The sequence below is a fragment of the Synergistaceae bacterium genome, assembly GCA_031272035.1.
Classification (GTDB): domain Bacteria; phylum Synergistota; class Synergistia; order Synergistales; family Aminobacteriaceae; genus JAISSA01.
This window is the reverse complement of the sequence record JAISUO010000053.1, coordinates 1-17,071: the sequence shown is the minus strand read 5'-3', so window position 1 is coordinate 17,071 and position 17,071 is coordinate 1. Positions and strand designations below refer to the sequence as shown.

The following is a 17,071-nucleotide window of genomic DNA, read 5'->3' as shown; positions in this document are numbered from 1 at the left end:
CTTTTTCCGGCGATCCTTTTCTTTTCGCTGTTGGTCTTCCATTGGTCGATTTTTATTATAAAACGGTGGTTAATTGAAAGTCAACGGTAGATAACAATGAAGGAATGAAAATCAGTATTAGCAAAGTGTTATGACTGAAAATCCATTAAGGGGAAGGGGTTGTTTTTTGGGTGTTATGGAATGGATGATTCCATATCCGTTATCGGGAAGCCATCTTTCCATGAATCGATCGGCCTCTCTCCAAATGTAAACCGATGTATCATGGTTTGCCCGCTTTTGTCTTTCTTTCATCATCTTGGCGACGGTTTCCTCACTATGAAAAGCGCGAAGCAACTCTTCGATAGTTACGGTTTCAACGTCAGGATCGCGGGGAGCGATTGGCTGCACAGACATCGGTGAATCCTTGAGCAGTGCGTTGATGTGCACGTATTTTGGATTGCGGCTTATATTTATTTCTGAAATAAGGCTGTTTTCGTCAATTGCAATGAACCCCAGAGCAAGCAGATTGTCAGGAGTTCTGTAAGCCAGCTTCATGCAATAATTACCGGTGAAAACCTTCGGCAACGCATCCCGGTTGTTAACCAGCGACGCAGTTGGCACGATTTTGAAAAAATATGGAACTTTCTCCGGCTGTCGGGCGTTTACCTCTGCCCATCTTTGGGCAATGGCATTTTTGCCTGCGCTTGTAATACCGGACAAATCAGAATAATAAAGACAATCATTCGTCAGCAAGGGCAGCAATTCTTCAACGCTTCCTTCCACGAACGCGTTTCCCAATACTTGAAGCAGTTCTCTCTCAGTCTTCATGTCGGTGTCCTCTAAAATCCCAGGATTTTGATGTGAGTACATTGCTCACTCAAATTTTCAAACCAGGCAAGGAAATTGTCGTACAGGTGACGCTCAATATCTGGCTGTTGCAAAACTCTCGGAGTGTAACCCACGAATTCCCACAGGAGGGCCTCGTTTTCAACAGTATGTCGAGCGTAATCTACGCCGCACATTTTTTCAAACATTTCGTCGAACGCGGGGAACTCAAAGATGTTTCTCCATGCATCAAGTATCTTACGAAATGTATCGACAGGGACGGTCGTCGTCGCGATGATTGACTTTATGATTTGTCCCGTCACGTTTGGGAGTTCGACTTTATGAAATGCCCTTACTTTCCCTTCCTCGGACGCTCTGTCAATGAGAGAGAATTTCGCTTTGCTTGTGTCATTGAAGTGCAATTCAAGGCGAGTCCCGCCGAAATCGACGCAGAATGGCGCGTCGAACCCCGTGCTTCTCAACCGCCATTCATTCCAGGCTTCCGCGTCCTCTTCTCCTTCATTTTCGCAAAATGTATATGCGGTTGTTCCCGTCCCGGTGTTCTTCTTTCCAATGAGCATTTCTTTCAATTTGCGGACATATTTTTTGAACGCGGTCCCGGAGGTCACTTCGTCCGCCTGCCAATCTTCGTAAATGAACCGCATTGCGTTTCTCGCATTTTCACCATCGGTTTTGCCGCGTTCGATCCACATTGTATCCGTCTTGTCGCGGTTCGATTCTCTGTAGGGATTATTATCTTCCGCAAGCGTTTCGACCCCAGCGATGCGTCCTTCTTCATCTGTTGTAAAAAAGATTGCTGGCTCCGCCAACAGTCATTATGCTCGCAATTCGTTTCCCGACCAGGAATGCCAGTCGAAAGTATTGTCCTTGAAAATGTTGTTTCCGCCTATTTTTATCATTCCAACCATGCCCCTGCATTCGCGAAAAGCTCAACTGAGTTCACCAATGGCGGTCCAGCCCAGCTGATTATTTGATTCGTGTACCTCTTGCGCCTCACTTCGAACAGTATATTACTTCGTCTTAAGGAAATCATGGAAAAAAAGTTGCGAGGTTCCTCTTGCTCTTTACGGCTTGCATGTCGGGCACGGTTTGAAGCCTTCCTCAACAGCCTTTTCCCGGCTCTCTATTGGGACGCGGTTTTTCGCGCTCATCGTCCTCGCTCCGTCGCACATTGGACTTGCGGTTGAAGTTATATTGGGTGTAAAATAAATATGTCGGATGAAGACTATTTGTCCATCCGGCAGGTGTCGTGAATGTATAATGCGGGAAGAAGCCATATCAACACCATTCGATTTGAAACATTCAAGATGGGGCCTTACGAGGATCCAGACGATGTAATCCTTTCCAGAGAAGCTATTTTTGTAAAGACGTTCATTGACAATAGAACAATATTGGAAATCGTGAACGAATATGAAGCCCATTTTTTTACTGTAAAAAAGAAGCCAAACCTGAGATACGGATATCAGTTTGTGAAAGAATTGTATAGATATTGCGTAGACGTAAATTTCCACAGCGACATTGGTCTCCTTATTTGTGGCGGTTGCCTTGAAGAAGGCTGCTGGCCGATGTATTGTTCCATGAAAGAAACCGAGAACACGGTAGTGTGGAGCGATTTTTGCAATCCCCACCTGAGCGGCGAATTTGGAGGCAAGCCTGATGTCGATTACAGCCGTCTGGGACCGTTTGAGTTCGAGAAAGATCAGTTTTGGAGTGAAGTCGAAAAATTAAGGGAAAGCGCGGAAGAAGATAGAATCGTGGCTCAAAAATGCCACGAAAAATGGTTGGCTGAAATGGCAGAAGTTACAGAAACTCAAAAAGCCGCCGCACAAAGTTTTTCCGGGAACTCCTGTTAGCTTTGACGGCATATACCGGTTCATTAGCTTGTCACACGGAGGAGGTCCAATGAATACCATTCGATTTGAAACATTCAAAATGGGGCCCTTTGAAGGATTCCCGGTTCTTCATCATGAGGCGACTTTCGTTCGGACGCTAATCGACGGTTTCCCTTTGGTGGAAATCGTCGAGGATTATGAGCGTTCTCATCTGCTGCGTAAGCTGACGGGCAATTACGAATATCGGTATGTCAATGACTATTACAGTGATTTACGGGACAAAAAATATGGAAGCGTCCAAGAGATCGGCCTTCTCATGTGCGCCGGATGTCTGTGTTTAGAGTGCTCGCCGATGTATTGCACGATGGCTGTGACAGCCAGGACAGTAATATGGCGTGATTTTTACAATCCCAATCTGAATGGCGATTTGCTTGAAGCGGATGTGGATTACAGCGAACTGGGGCCTTTCGAGTTCGATAAAAGAGCATTTTACAAAGAAGCCGCCGTATTGGAAGAGCTCGCGAAGGATTATAAGAGCCATTACGGGCGGCTGCTTTGGAAGCGTGATCCCGATTTATGTTGAGGCGTTGCGACGCATCTTTGACCGCTCACGCTCCTTGTTTTTTCACTAGGCGCAAAAGAGCGCTGCCGTTTTTGTCTCTCACGGTCACTCTTTCGCCGTCGATGTCGATGGAATCATAAACCATCGGCAAAACCTGGCTTCCGTCAGGCAGGAGCAAGCCGCGCAAGCGACGGTCCTTTTCTCCTGACTCCACCACCAGAAAATCCGAGCCGAGTCCGTGGATTTCATCATACATCGCAGGCACGATGACATTTTTATCGAAGTCCATGACGCCTTGTTTGCCCGATTCCTGAAAGATGAACCGCCGTTCTTTGATGTTGATTCCATTGAACGGGACGTCATATTCGCAGGGCAGAACGATCGCGCCGTTTTTATCGATGAGCCCGTGTCGGTCGGGTTTGTCGATCTCCCGGATGACCACTTCGTAATAATCCCCGCGTTCCCAGATGAAGGTATATTCCGACGGGAATAACGCGCTGCCTTTCCGGTCGATGATCTGCGCTCTAGTCACATCGATATGACGCCGGGGCCCCGTACCTCTCTTTGTGTCCCAATACTCCACTCTGAACAATCCGCCGTCGAGAAAATCCACATCGACGAATTGCGGATCGAAGATCACCCTGTTGTCAGGGATGCTGTAGACGCCCATGATCGGGTCATCTCTGGTGTCCGGTTCATCGTTTGAAATCCATTTTTTGTAGTTGTAGTATTGGAAACACCCGTCGCTGGAAAGATCGTTGCCCAGGTCGTGGAACATCGGCTCGACCACCCATTTGCCGGAACGGTCAATGATGCCCCACTTGCCTTCCGCCCATCCGCCGAAATGAGCGCCGAAATAGTCACGGCAAACTTCGTCCTCTCCATTTCCAGGAATCCAAAATCTTCTCACCTCGTCGAAAACGCAGGGCACAACTTCGCGGCCCATGCCGTCGATCATTCCCCACAGCTCTTCCTCGGTCCAGAACGCGCCGGAGCGATACTCGTTGTCCCATTTTTCGTCAATGGTCCACTCACCCTTGCACACTTCAGCCAGACCGTCCTGAAAATCCATCGCGTAGATGTAACGCGGAGAAACGATTTCCACTCCCTGTTCATCGACGAAACCCCAAAATCCGGCGTATGCCTCGCTGTCGGACTGATACGCCAGGTCGGGCTTCTCCATAGTGGAAACCCGCATCATGCTCTCGCTGTATGCGCTAAGAATTTTGTATTCTCCTCCGGTTTTCGCGCCGTCCGGTTTTTTGAAAACGATCTCTTTTCCAGTCTTGTCGATAAAAAACCATCTATCTTGCTCGTTCTCCAACAAAGACACTTTGGCGAAGCCGTTTTTGAAATTACCCGCGCGATTGAAGCGCGGAGGGATGACAAAGCGGAGGTCCTGATCCAGATAGCCGAATCCGTGACCTTCGACGCCCACAAGGCAAAGCCCTTCCTGAAAAGAGCTCATATAGTTGAATTCAAGGGACGTCGCCCGCCTTCCGTCGGCAAACGCGAACGTCCCGAAACACCCGTTGTTGAAAAAACGACCGCCCGGAAGCAGGACCTTGTACAAACCGGCTTCCTTGTCGAAATGCAGCCTGCTTCCCTGCCATTCGCATATTTTGGTCAGCACGCAGTTTTCATTTTCAAAGACGACCTCGCTCAAAGTTTTCTCCTCATAAAAAGGAACGCTGTCGCGGTAAAGCTGCATTTTGCCGATGGAAAATCCATTGACAAATTCCACGCCCTGCCCGCAGGGAGGATAACCGTCATATTCCCTTCCCTGGGGCTTGGGCCGCTTTTTCGAAATCCACCCGTTCGCGAAGATTTTATCGGTGAAAAAATATCCTTTATTCGTCACATCTGCAGCGTATTTCCTCGTTTCCCCGTTTTGAAACGACAGTTTCATGGCGTATCTTTGGGTTGTCTCTGGACGAAGAAACTCGACGGCGGCGATGTCCGGCGTCCGCTTCATGGAGGATTCCGGGATTTGCGTTTGCCCGTCATCGAAGATGAATTCATGAAACTCGTCGTTAAACGGGTGTTCAGCAATCAGTTGAATTTTGTCACGGTCGTCGAATGAGAGACTGAAAAAACCGTGTCCTTCGAGATACGGAACCAATGAATGGCAATAAGGCTCGCTGTTATACCGCATGTAGCCTGTTTTCATCTGACCGTGCTTTTTGAAGAGACTCGCCAGGCGGGAATACAGCCAGTCGTTCATCAATCGTCCTTCCGGTTTTTCCAGCGGACTGAGCCCTGGGTGGGGCGCAAGCAGGGCTTGGAGCATATCAAGGTTTTGCTCGTTGAAAGCCCAAATAAATTCGAAAATGGCGTCCGTCATCTCTTTTCGCGTGAAGAACCGGAGAATGTTTCTCCCGTTCAAAATTCGCGGCTCCCAAAGGTCTATCGGCGCTTTTTTGCCTGTATAATTCAAAACATGGTACGTTACGGCATCGTTCCCGCTTTCTTCTTTTTTCACCTTCAAATAAGCCACGAGGACAGTGCTGTCTCTGGAAAGGGACAGGTCGAGTAAATCCTTGCAGTAATCGCCGTCGAGGAGCGTCGTTATCAGCTCGCCATAGGCGAAAAGAAAGATCGTGTAGTTCAAACCGCGGCGCTCGCAGCGATAACCTATGCAGTCGAGGTCTATTTCGGATTTGACGATACGGTATCCATTGTCCGGCAGCCATTTTCTCATAAAGACGTCGGCTTCTTTCCAAACGTAAACCGATTTGTCCCAGCGCCGTTTTTCTTCCATCATCTCCGCGAGCGTTTCTCTGCTGTAAAGGGCACGCAGAGTATCCCCTGTGCCCTTCATGTATTCATCCATCATCGTCTCTCCGTAGTCAAAACTTTTCCCATTGGGGCCGCGGGGAGGGATCGGGGTCACGGACAAGGGAGAATCCTTGAGCAATGGGGTTATCAGCAGGTATTTCGGATCGCGGCTCAATAAAATTTCTGAAATGAGGCCGCTTTCGTCTATTTTTATGAATACGAGGGCCGCCGTATTGTCGGGTGTTTCTAAAGAGAGTTTTATGCAGTCCCTCCCGCCGTATATTTCCGGCAGAGCTTCGATTTTACGAACGACCGGACCACTGGGAATGATCTCGAAACAATAAGGAGTTTTGTTTTGCTGCGCGTTCACCGTCGACCATCTTTTGGCGATAGCGTCTTTCCCAATGCTTTTCATCCAGGACAGGTCCGAATGGTAAAGACAATCATCCGTCAGCAAGGGCAGCAATTTTTCAACGCTTCCTTCGACGAAGGCGTTTCCCAATACTTGAAGCAGCTCTTTCTCAGTCTTCATGTCCATATTCCTCTACAAGCCCATGATTTTGATGTGAGTGCATTTCTCACTCAGTTTATCGAACCACACGACAAAATCGTCGTAGACAGGGCGTTCCGCATCCCTTTTTTCCCAAACTCTTCTTCCCATGCTGTTGAACATGCGCAGGAAGTCCTTATTTTCGACGCCGCGCCGCGAATAATCCACGCCGCACAACCTTTCAAACATGGTATTGAGTGTGACGCAATTGAAGATACTTCCCCAGACTTTGACGATTTCCCGAAATTTATCTATGGGAACCAGGATCGAATCGTATATGTCGAATTCGGGCACGACGTAGTGTATCGCAAAACACAAAACGTCGAAGCTGCTTTCCAGGACGTGCAGCGCGTCGGAATCCGGTATTTTATCGTTGCAAGACCAAGGTTCAAACTTCGGGTCTGGCTCGGAAAAAGAACAAGGGACAAAAGCTATGGAAGGGGAACACTTCAAACCCTCCCTGTATTTGTCGGACGTGATGTAGACACTGGCGTCGGTCGGGTACAGCCTCAGCGCGTCAACGGGCCTTTCGCAAACGTAAGTTTTGCCTCCGCGTCCGAAAAAGCAGAGAGCGAAGCCATTTTTCATTATGAAGAAAAGGTTCTCGATGTAGTTGCCCTCATCAGCGTAGTCATCTTCTTCCGGCACATCAGATGTGGTCACGACGATATCCTTTAGGACTTGCCCCGTCACGTTCGGAAAATCGACTTTATGACAAGCTCCGGCATCTTCTTCCCGGCTGTCAGACAGGTCTAATCTGTCAGATAGGTTTAATTTCACTCGACTCGACGCTCCAAAATGTAATTTCAGCCGGGTCTCGCCGAAATCAACGCGGAACGGCGCGTCAAAACCCGCGCTGTCCATCCGCCATTCATTCCAGGTTTCTTTGTCTTCTTTTCCTTCATTGGCGCAAAATGAACACCCAGTCGTACAGGTTCCCGTAATCCTGGTTCCCCTGAGTCTCGCTTTCAGTAAACGGACGTGTTGTTTAAGCGCGGTTCCGCGGGTCGCTTCCTCCGCTTGCCAATCTTCGTAAATGAACCGCATTGGGTTTCCCGCTTTTTCTTCCGCGGGAAGTTCGCCTGCCTCCGGCTGAGTTTCGTAACGAACCTTCAGGCTGTCTTTCATGCCGATTTCAATTCTCCCGATGCTGTTTTGCCTGCCTCTTTCGATTGAGATCAGCGTTTTTCTTTCGCCGGCCGTCACAAGCAGGGCACTTCGGTATGGCCATTTTGACAGCTCGACGATTTCCCCCGCCGGCGTGATTCCCGCCTTTTTGATTTTGTCCGCTTCGTCCGCGAAGTAACGGCAAATTTTTTCCCTGCCTTGAATCTCTTCAAATTCCCACTGTAGTTTCAAAGTTATTCCAGGAACCATGCCGTAATAAAAATCGTCGGCGTCGAAATTCAGGTGTTCATAACAATCTTTGATGAGCCGAAGCCAATCGTTTTTTTCGCGCTCAATCCAAAGCGAGCTGGCCGCGTGTTGGCCGGATTGATCCGTCCTGACCCGGTAATGATTTTTTTCTCCGGCGACGATTTCTATCTCGGCGATACGCCCTTCGTCCGTCGTGATGAACAGCCAGGCATAATATTGTTCAGACGCCAAAGCCAGGCAGCGTTTATCCATGCCATATTTCGCGCTGTCCCGGAAATCTCTTTCAATTTTCGAGACGACAGCCAGATAAGACGCGTAGGGCATTTCGCCGCCGCTCATTTGCCGCAAATCGTCCTTCAGCCTTGCGATAATCTCATTTTTCCCTTCGATTTTGATTTCATCTTTCAAATAGACGCAGGCATCGGACAAGGCTCCTTCGAGCCTTTCAAAATCGCCGTATTTCAAGCAGCTGCGCAGCAAACGGAGGTCATTTTCCTCGTCATACACAGCGCCTTCCTGATATTTTTTGACGGCGACATCGCCGGAGAGGACGCAAATCGCTTCGACGTAAGAACCACATTTTACCAGGTCTCTTTGGTCGGGATCGACGAAATCCAGCGTATGGGCGAGCTCAATCGTTCCCATTGGTGTTTCTACGGTTACGTCGAAAAAGTCGGACTTTTTATCGCCGATTTGCACCTCACGTTTGATAACGTCGCGCACACGTCCTCTTAGCAATACCCGATCTCGTTCTGTATTTTGCTCACCCGCAAGTCCAATTGCCGACAGCTCTCTGTGAAACCTGTCTTTGTCTTCGGAATCCGTGTGGTAAGTAATAGACATGGGGAAAGCGACAATCTGCATGATGACCGTATCGTCCTCCAAATAACTGGGAACGACGTCCGCGTGAATGATGCTGATGGGGATTTCTCCGCCGTTGTCATCTTTGAAGGCGACTTTGTAGAAATAGGGATTCACGTCGTCTCTGTCAAAGATTCCGGACGCGGCGACGCGCAGTTTCCAGAAACAGTTTCCTGTTTTGTGATTGTTGAAACCGATGATCGTCAAAGCGTTGTCGCCCTCATCGTAACGACCCGCAAGAGTCGCTATCATTTCCGCGTTCCCGAAGTCTTTATACAGGTAATCGCACTTGTAGCCGTGAAAAATCCGGTGATCTGGAATCATCTGCCTGAACAGAGAAAATCGATCTTTCACGTCCGCAAGGTCGCCCAAGCCGAAATTCTTCAGGAATTGAGAATCGTACCTGACCAATCCACATTCTGTCCAAACGTCTTTCATACTGTCCACAGTCTCCTCCAATTCGCCGAGTGGAATTTCAAGGATTTTGCCTTGTTCATCCGTTGCCGCAACAAAGCCCTAATCGAAATTTGAGTCGAAATGTAATTTTACACCGCCGCTCAAACGAAAGAAGATTGCAGGCTCCGCCGACGGTCATTATTCTCGCAATTCGCTTCCCGACCAAATTCAGAGCGTTGAAAGCGGTCTCCAATTTTTCCGGCGCCTGATAAACATTCGCCGACCACGAATGCCAGTGGAAAGTATTGTCCTTGAAAATGTTGTTTCCGTCAATTTTTATCATGTCCATGGTTGCAAAAACGCATTGTCATTTCAAATGGCTGGACGTAATTTGCTGGTTCAATCAACGCCGCTTTCAATTCATCGACGCTTGTTGCTCCACTTGCCTCTTTTTCACAACATTTTTTCACCTCTTGCCAAAGGAGCGGGGGGACGCTATAATGATCCACAATATTCAGAGGGCTATATTTTAAAAATTATTTATCAGCCCAGACAACAATAATAAAAAGAGACGGTTCAGGGGCGTCAGATGAGAAAAAAGAGTTTTGTTCAGGTGGATTTGTACAAGGCAAACAAGGGACTTTGGTGGTGGTGGTGGTTTTGACCTCCACCCTTGGGATTGCCGTTCTTTAGTTTTTGATAACAAAGAGGCTCTGAGGGTGTAACAGCATTCACTCAGAGCCTCTTTTTTTACAGTGTCGCACAGGTTGAACGACGGGAGAGGCGCGTAACGGCAGCTTCTCCCGTTTTATTTTTGTAAGATTTTATATTTTGAGAGGAGAAATGAATATGGATGCGAAGATGGGCAAGGTCATGACCAAACTGATGGGCGGCGAAAAACTGGAGACGGGGGAGAGCGCGGCGCTTTTCGACGCGGTGATCCGTGGAGATCTGAGCGATGTGGAGATCGCGGCGCTGCTGGTGGCCCTGAAGATGCGCGGCGAGACGGCGGAGGAGATTGCGGGGGCGGCGCTGGCGCTTCGGGAGGGGGCGCGGGCGTTTCCAAGGCCGGATTACCTCTTCGCGGACATCGTGGGGACCGGCGGCGACGGGGCGAACACCATCAACATCTCCAGCGCCGTCACCTTCATCGCGGCCGAGGCGGGACTGCCCGTGGCCAAACACGGCAACCGGTCGGTTTCTTCCCGGTGCGGTGCGGCGGACCTTCTTGAGCAGTTCGGAGTAAAGCTCGACATGTCCCCGACCCGGGCCCGCAAACTCCTGGACGACCTGCGCGTGACGTTCCTCTTCGCCCCTCATTATCACACCGGCTTCAAACACGCCATGCCCGTTCGGAAGGCCCTCGCCACCCGCACGGTGTTCAACGTGCTGGGGCCCCTCATCAATCCGGCCCGGCCGCCCATTATGCTCGTCGGCGTTTATGAGGCGCAGCTCTGCGGGCTGGTGGCCGAAACGCTGCATCTGCTGGGTTGTCAGAGGGCTTTGGTGGTCCACGGTCTGGGGCTGGACGAAATCGCCACCCACGGGGCGACGAACACGGCGGAGCTCCAGAACGGGGAAATCGTCGAACGGCGTTTCACCCCGCTGGATTTCGGCGTGAGGGAGTTTCCCCTTTCCTCCATCGTGGGAGGCACTCCGGCGGAGAACGAGATCGCCATTCGCGCCGTCCTCGGCGGTCAGGGGATGGAGGCCCACAGCGCCGCCATTGCCGTCAACGCGGCGGCCCTGCTGACCCTGGGCGGGGTCACCGGCAACTACAAAGACGGATTCGCCCTGGCCATGAGCATTTTGAAGAGCGGCAAGGCTTTGGAGCGTCTGGAAAAATTCGCCGAACTGTCCAATATCCCCGAGGAAGGAGAGATCGATCGTGTCTGTGCTTGACGAGATCGTCAACCGCAAGCGTCTGGATGTGGCCCGTCGTATGGAGGAGGTTCCCTTTTCCGACCTGAAGGCCCGAACCGAACCCACGACGCGCAGTTTTTCGAAGGCCCTGAAAAAGCCGGGGTTCCGCTTTGTCATGGAGTGTAAAAAAGCCTCTCCCTCGGAGGGGCTTATCCGGAAAAATTTCGATATTACCGAAATTGCGGGCGTATACAATAATTTTGCCGACGCCGTGTCGATTTTGACGGACGAGCCGTATTTTCAGGGAAGCCTGGACGTATTGCGGACGGCTCGTCCGCTGCTGGACCGGCCGATTCTCGCCAAGGATTTCGTTCTGGAGCCCTACCAGATTTGCGAGGCCCGTTCCTGCGGAGCGGACGCCGCGCTGTTGATTCTCTCGATTTTGGACGACGCCGCGTACAAAATCTGCGCGGCGGAGGCCGAGCGGCTCTCCATGGACGTGCTGACGGAAGTTCACAACGAGGAGGAACTGGAGCGCGCCCTCAGGCTGAACGCCCGAATTATCGGCATCAACAACCGGAATCTCAAAACCCTCAAAGTCGACCTGAACGTGTACAATCATCTTGCCCGCAAAATTCCCTCCGACCGCCTCGTCGTCTGCGAGTCGGGGATCCAGTCCCACGAGGACGTTCTGCGCTTTGGAAACGCGTTTCCCGGGGAACGGACGCACGTTTTCCTGGTGGGAGGCTCTCTCATGAAATCGGAGCGGCTGGACCTGGCCGTGCGGGAGCTGGTCTGCGGCAGGGTCAAGGTGTGCGGGCTAACCTGCCCTGAGGACGCGGCCGCGGCCTGGAAAACCGGAGCCGTTTTCGGCGGGATGATTTTCGCGGATTCGCCGCGCCGTACAGATCCGGAAAGGGCGCGTGAAATTCGGGCCGCTTCCCCTCTTCCGGCGGTGGGCGTATTTGTGAATGAACCTGCTCAGAACGTGGCCCGACTGGCCTCGGAGCTGGATCTTGCGGCGGTTCAGCTCCACGGGGAGGAAACGGAGTCCTGCATTGGGGAGCTTCGCCGGAAACTGCCGGACCGCTGCGAAATCTGGAAGGCGGTGCGAGTGCGGGATCGTATGCCGAATTGTACATCGAATCTGAAGGGGCTTCACGCGGACCGCCTTCTGTACGACGCCTTCGACAAAACCAACGCGGAGGCGCGGGGCGGCACGGGCCGGAGCTTCGACTGGTCGCTGCTGGAAGGAGATTCCGACCGGTCCCGGGATATTCTTGCCGGCGGGCTGAACGGGGACAATATTCGCGGCGCCTCGCGGCTGGGGTATTTCGCGCTGGACGTAAATTCAGGCGTAGAGAGCGCTCCGGGCAAAAAAGATCATCAGAAGATAACTCAATTATTCGCGAATCTGAGGGGTGACGTTTGAGTGGAAAATCAGAGGGAAAAATGGGTGAGCTGTGGAGCGTTCGGCGAGTTCGGCGGCATGTTCGTTCCGGAAATTCTGGTTCCGACACTTCTGGCGCTGGAGCAGGCGTTTCTGGACGCCCAAAAGGACCCCTCCTTCGCCGCGGAGCTGGAGGGTTTGCTGAAGGATTACGCCGGGCGGGAAACGCCGCTTTACCGGTGCAGAAATCTGGGCGCGGACACGAACGTGACGATCTACCTGAAGCGGGAGGACCTGCTGCACGGCGGAGCTCATAAGACGAATCAGGTTCTGGGGCAGGCGCTGTTGGCCCGTCGCATGGGTAAAATCCGCCTGATCGCCGAAACCGGCGCGGGTCAGCACGGCGTGGCGACGGCGCTGGCGGGGGCCCTCTTCGGGATGGAAACCCGAATTTACATGGGCTCGAAGGACATTGAGCGGCAGGCCTCCAACGTCTTTCGGATGCGGCTGATGGGGGCGGAGGTGGTTTCGGTGGAAACCGGAAGCCACAGCCTGAAGGACGCCATCAACGAGGCCATGCGGGACTGGTCCGCCAGCTACGAGACCACCCACTATCTGTTGGGAACGGCGGCGGGCCCTCATCCCTTCCCCACCATCGTCCGGGAATTTCAGCGCGTCATCGGGCGCGAGGCGAAACGTCAGATCCTGGCGGCCGAGGGGCGGCTTCCCGATGCGGTATACGCCTGCGTAGGGGGTGGATCCAACGCCATCGGAATTTTCGCGGACTTCATCGACGAGCCCTCGGTGAAACTCGTGGGGGTGGAGCCCGCGGGACACGGCCTGAACACGGCAAAACACGGGGCCACTCTGGAGAAAGGGCGTCCGGGCATTTTGCACGGCAGCTACAGTTATGTTTTGCAGGATGAAAACGGCCAGATTCAGGAGTCTCATTCGCTTTCCGCGGGACTCGACTACCCCGGCGTGGGGGCTCAGCACGCTCACCTGTACACCACGGGACGGGCCCGGTACGTGGGGATCACGGATCAGGAGGCGGTGTCCGCCTTCTCGCTCCTCTCCCGCAGAGAGGGGATCATCCCCGCGCTGGAGTCGGCTCACGCGCTGGCTCAGGCCCTCAGGGACGCCGCCAGCGAAAAAACTCCGCAGATTTACATCGTCAACATCTCCGGCCGCGGCGACAAGGACATCGATCAGGTCATGGCCTATACAAAACTCAATGGAGGTGCGCTGTGATGACCCAACGCTACGTGAAAACGTTCGAACGCCTCAGGCAGAAGCGCGAAGGCGCCTTCATCCCCTTTGTGACCCTCGGCGACCCCGGCATGGAGGAGAGCGAAGCCATTCTCGAAACGCTCATCGAGGGCGGAGCGGACGCGCTGGAACTCGGCATTCCCTTTTCCGACCCCGTGGCGGACGGACCGGTCATTCAAACCGCCTCGAACCGGGCTCTGGAGGCCGGAAGCACGCCGGATAAATGCATGGATCTGCTGGAGAAAACGCGCCGCAGACATCCGGATATTCCCATGGGGCTTCTCGTGTACGCCAATCTGGTTCTGGGGAAGGGCGCGGATCATTTTTACTCCCACGCGGCCCGGGCGGGGGTGGACTCCGTGCTGGTGGCCGACGTGCCGGTTCTGGAGTCGGCTCTCTTTGTGCGCTGCGCGTCCCGGGTCGGAGTCGACACCGTATTTATCGTCCCGCCCAACGCCGACGATACAAAACTGCGAGAAATCGCGAAACATACAAAAGGTTACACGTATTTCCTGGGACGTTCCGGGGTGACGGGAGCGGACAGGGAAATGAACGTTCCCATGGGCTCGAAGATCAGGCTGTTGAAGGACGCCGGAGCGCCGCCGGTGGTGGTGGGGTTCGGCATCTCCCGCCCGGAACACGTGAAAAACGCTCTTGCCGCCGGAGCTGACGGGGCCATAGCGGGGTCCGCCACAGTGGCCATCGTCGCCGCTCATCTCGGAGATCCGAAGAAAACCCGAACCGAACTGCTGCAGTTTGTACAGGCGATGAAAGCGGCGACACGCAGCGCGTGAATAAATCGAGTGGCAGCGAATGGTAATGAGGTAAATGGTAATATGGGGCAGTAGTTCTGACTTCAGGTCCCTGATTTCAGTTTGGCATTGAATGAGCCTGCGCTGACCGGCACTCTGCGGCGGCGCAGGTTTTCTCTTTGGACAGACCGGAGACAAACCCTGTCAGATTTGAGTCAGGCCTTAATCCGCGAGTAAAAAAGAGCATCTGCAGGTGCGCTGTTGTAAAACAGTGTTAAACTATTATTGCTGAAACAAAAAATTTCACATGAGAGCTGCAAATATTTACAATGGAAAACAAGTTGAAAAGAGGGATTATTGTGGATAAAGTTATAAAAATTACCCCTTTTATTAATGGTGAATATGTCGAATCAAAATCTTCGAAATACATGGATATATACGATCCTTCCAAAGGAGAAGTTATCGCTGCGACTCCTTGTTGCACAAGGGACGAAGTGGATGCTGCGGTTCGAGCGGCAAAAGAAGCGTATCCGGCTTGGAGGCGCGTTCCCGCTCATAAACGCGCGCAGTTGTTTTTCAACCTTAGGGCGCTCATTCAGGAAAATCTCGAAGATTTGACGATGAGCGTAGCGCGGGAGAACGGCAAAGCGTGGGATGAAGCTGAGGGTGATGTGTTGAAGGCGAAGGAAATGACAGAGATCGCCTGTGGAATTCCCAACCTTTTGATGGGTGAGTCTCTAATGAACACGTCGGCTGGTTACGACACGACTCTTTACCGTGAGCCAATAGGGGTTTTCGCCGGAATCGCTCCATGGAACTTTCCGTCGATGATTCCTATGGGGTGGATGTCTCCGTTAGCCATCGCCTGCGGAAACACTTTTGTGCTGAAAGCGGCAAGCATGACACCCATGACGGCGTTGAAGTTTGCCGGATTGTACGAAAAAGCAGGTTTCCCGAAGGGCGTGCTGAACGTCCTCACCTGCTCGCGAAATGAATCGGAATTGTTGCTGTCACACCCGGACGTGCGGGGTATCACATTCGTGGGTTCCACAGAGGTAGGACTGCACATTTATTCAATGGCCGCTCGAAACGGCAAACGCGTGCAGGCGCTCTGCGAGGCCAAAAACCATGCCCTCGTTTTGAAGGACGCACCAATCACACGCACGGCTGCAGGAATAATGAACTCAGCCTTCGGCTGCGCCGGTGAGCGCTGCATGGCGCTTCCTGTGGTGGTCGTAGAGGATGAAATCGCGGATGCGCTGGTTGCCGAACTGGTTCGGCTTTGTAAGGCACAAAAAATTGGGCCGGCTTATGATAAAACGACAAATCTTGGACCGGTTGTAACGGACGGGCACCGAAAATTTGTGACCGATTGGATAGAAAAGGGCATTCGCGAGGGCGCGGAGCTCGTGTTGGACGGACGGGGTTGTATAATTCCCGGCTATGAAAAGGGGTTTTACTTGGGGCACACGATATTCGACCGAGTGACGCCGGAGATGAGTATCGGAAATCAGGAGATATTTGGGCCTGTACTCTGTGTGAAGCGGGTGAAAAATTTTGACGAAGGACTTGCCCTCATGAACGCGAACTCGTTTGCCAACGGCAGCGTAATTTTTACGCAGAACGGATATTACGCGCGCCAGTTTGTGGAAAATACCGACGGCGGTATGGTGGGCGTCAACGTGGGAATTCCAGTGCCGGCCGGTGTGTTTCCGTTTTCGGGGCATAAAATGTCGTTCTTTGGTGATCTGCACTGTCACGGCAAGGATGCAATCCGCTTCTACACGGAATCAAAGACTGTTACCACGCGTTGGTTTGACGAAGAGGAGATGAAAAAGGAATGTGTTGCCACGTGGGACGGCTCACTCCCATAGACGAAATTTTAGAAATTGTGGTGTTATAAATAAGAATTTATACGTGAAAAATGAGGTTGTATATTATAGCAATTTGACATTATGTATACTATGCGTTATTCTGTGAACAACCCAGGAAATTGGAGGTTTGCAGAATGCCGAAGCCATTGTCAGGTGATTTGCGTAAACGTATCATTGAGGCAAAACTGAGGGGAGATACCGAGGATAAAATTGCCGCCGAAAAAGCAGTAAATAAAAGCACCGTCACAAAACTATGGTCGCTTTACAGAAAAACAGGCAGTTATGAAGCGAGGCCCAATCCAAATGGGCGAAAACCGGCGCTTTCGGCGGAACAACTTGTACAAATTGCGAGGGCTATAGATGAGCAACCCGACGTCACCCTGCGGGAACTTACCGACAGATTGGGTTTGCCTGTGTGTGTTTCGGCATTGTGCAGAACCGTGAACAATAAACTTGGATATCGTTTCAAAAAAAACTCTACACGCGGCCGAACAAAACAGGGAGGACGTAAAAATACGGCGTCATGAGTGGAAGATGGCTCAATCAAGCATGGACTCAGAGAAACTTGTATTTCTTGACGAGAGCAGCGCCAACACAGGGATGACAAGATTGTATGGGCGCGGGGCGCATGGTGTACGAGTAGTGGACTATACGCCAGACGTACGTTTTGAGCGTACATCTGTTTTGTCGTCGGTCAGACTGAATGGAGAGCTGGTTCCGCTAATATTTGAAGGTACCCTTA

Annotated in this window: 14 protein-coding genes; 10 read left to right on the top strand and 4 right to left on the bottom strand. The window is 51.9% G+C overall.

The window, feature by feature from the left end; translation table 11 throughout:
* Positions 1-117: 117 nt before the first annotated feature.
* Complete coding sequence (locus LBR61_06700; GenBank protein ID MDR1731770.1) at positions 118-807, bottom strand: hypothetical protein; 690 nt, start codon at positions 805-807, stop codon at positions 118-120.
* An 11-nt stretch (positions 808-818) separates the two neighbouring features.
* Positions 819-1,634: a hypothetical protein gene (locus LBR61_06695; GenBank protein ID MDR1731769.1), complete on the bottom strand. Its 816-nt coding sequence runs from the start codon at positions 1,632-1,634 to the stop codon at positions 819-821.
* Between the two features lie 444 nt (positions 1,635-2,078).
* On the opposite strand from LBR61_06695, the gene LBR61_06690 reads away from it, so the two are divergent.
* Positions 2,079-2,678 carry a hypothetical protein gene (locus tag LBR61_06690; protein ID MDR1731768.1) on the top strand — a complete coding sequence of 200 codons (600 nt, stop codon included), beginning with the start codon at positions 2,079-2,081 and terminating at the stop codon, positions 2,676-2,678.
* A gap of 49 nt (positions 2,679-2,727) precedes the next feature.
* Positions 2,728-3,240 carry a hypothetical protein gene (locus LBR61_06685; GenBank protein MDR1731767.1) on the top strand — a complete coding sequence of 171 codons (513 nt, stop codon included), beginning with the start codon at positions 2,728-2,730 and terminating at the stop codon, positions 3,238-3,240.
* A gap of 25 nt (positions 3,241-3,265) precedes the next feature.
* Here LBR61_06685 and LBR61_06680 read toward each other — a convergent pair whose 3' ends face one another.
* Positions 3,266-6,529 (bottom strand): WG repeat-containing protein, encoded by a 3,264-nt coding sequence (locus tag LBR61_06680; GenBank protein ID MDR1731766.1) that lies wholly within the window; start codon positions 6,527-6,529, stop codon positions 3,266-3,268.
* A 12-nt stretch (positions 6,530-6,541) separates the two neighbouring features.
* The gene (locus LBR61_06675) at positions 6,542-8,788 is read right to left on the bottom strand and encodes a hypothetical protein (protein ID MDR1731765.1); all 2,247 of its coding nucleotides are present in this window, start codon (positions 8,786-8,788) and stop codon (positions 6,542-6,544) included.
* Positions 8,789-8,830: 42 nt separating this feature from the next.
* On the opposite strand from LBR61_06675, the gene LBR61_06670 reads away from it, so the two are divergent.
* From LBR61_06670 to LBR61_06635, 8 genes are all read left to right on the top strand, one after another.
* Entirely contained in the window at positions 8,831-9,316 is a 486-nt protein-coding gene (locus tag LBR61_06670) for a hypothetical protein (GenBank protein MDR1731764.1), read from the top strand.
* Between the two features lie 160 nt (positions 9,317-9,476).
* A complete protein-coding gene (locus tag LBR61_06665) occupies positions 9,477-9,743 on the top strand; it encodes a hypothetical protein (protein MDR1731763.1) in 267 nt (88 codons plus the stop codon).
* A 287-nt stretch (positions 9,744-10,030) separates the two neighbouring features.
* Entirely contained in the window at positions 10,031-11,083 is a 1,053-nt protein-coding gene (gene trpD, locus LBR61_06660) for an anthranilate phosphoribosyltransferase (protein MDR1731762.1), read from the top strand.
* Positions 11,070-12,476: a bifunctional indole-3-glycerol-phosphate synthase TrpC/phosphoribosylanthranilate isomerase TrpF gene (gene trpCF, locus LBR61_06655; GenBank protein ID MDR1731761.1), complete on the top strand. Its 1,407-nt coding sequence runs from the start codon at positions 11,070-11,072 to the stop codon at positions 12,474-12,476. The genes trpD and trpCF overlap by 14 nt, the downstream gene beginning before the upstream one ends.
* A 24-nt stretch (positions 12,477-12,500) precedes the next feature.
* The gene (gene trpB, locus LBR61_06650) at positions 12,501-13,685 is read left to right on the top strand and encodes a tryptophan synthase subunit beta (protein MDR1731760.1); all 1,185 of its coding nucleotides are present in this window, start codon (positions 12,501-12,503) and stop codon (positions 13,683-13,685) included.
* On the top strand, positions 13,685-14,497 hold the full coding sequence (trpA, locus tag LBR61_06645; GenBank protein MDR1731759.1) for a tryptophan synthase subunit alpha: 813 nt from the start codon (positions 13,685-13,687) through the stop codon (positions 14,495-14,497). The genes trpB and trpA overlap by 1 nt, the downstream gene beginning before the upstream one ends.
* A 287-nt stretch (positions 14,498-14,784) precedes the next feature.
* Positions 14,785-16,329 carry a CoA-acylating methylmalonate-semialdehyde dehydrogenase gene (locus LBR61_06640; protein MDR1731758.1) on the top strand — a complete coding sequence of 515 codons (1,545 nt, stop codon included), beginning with the start codon at positions 14,785-14,787 and terminating at the stop codon, positions 16,327-16,329.
* A gap of 134 nt (positions 16,330-16,463) precedes the next feature.
* A complete protein-coding gene (locus LBR61_06635; GenBank protein MDR1731757.1) occupies positions 16,464-16,856 on the top strand; it encodes a hypothetical protein in 393 nt (130 codons plus the stop codon).
* Positions 16,857-17,071 lie beyond the last annotated feature (215 nt).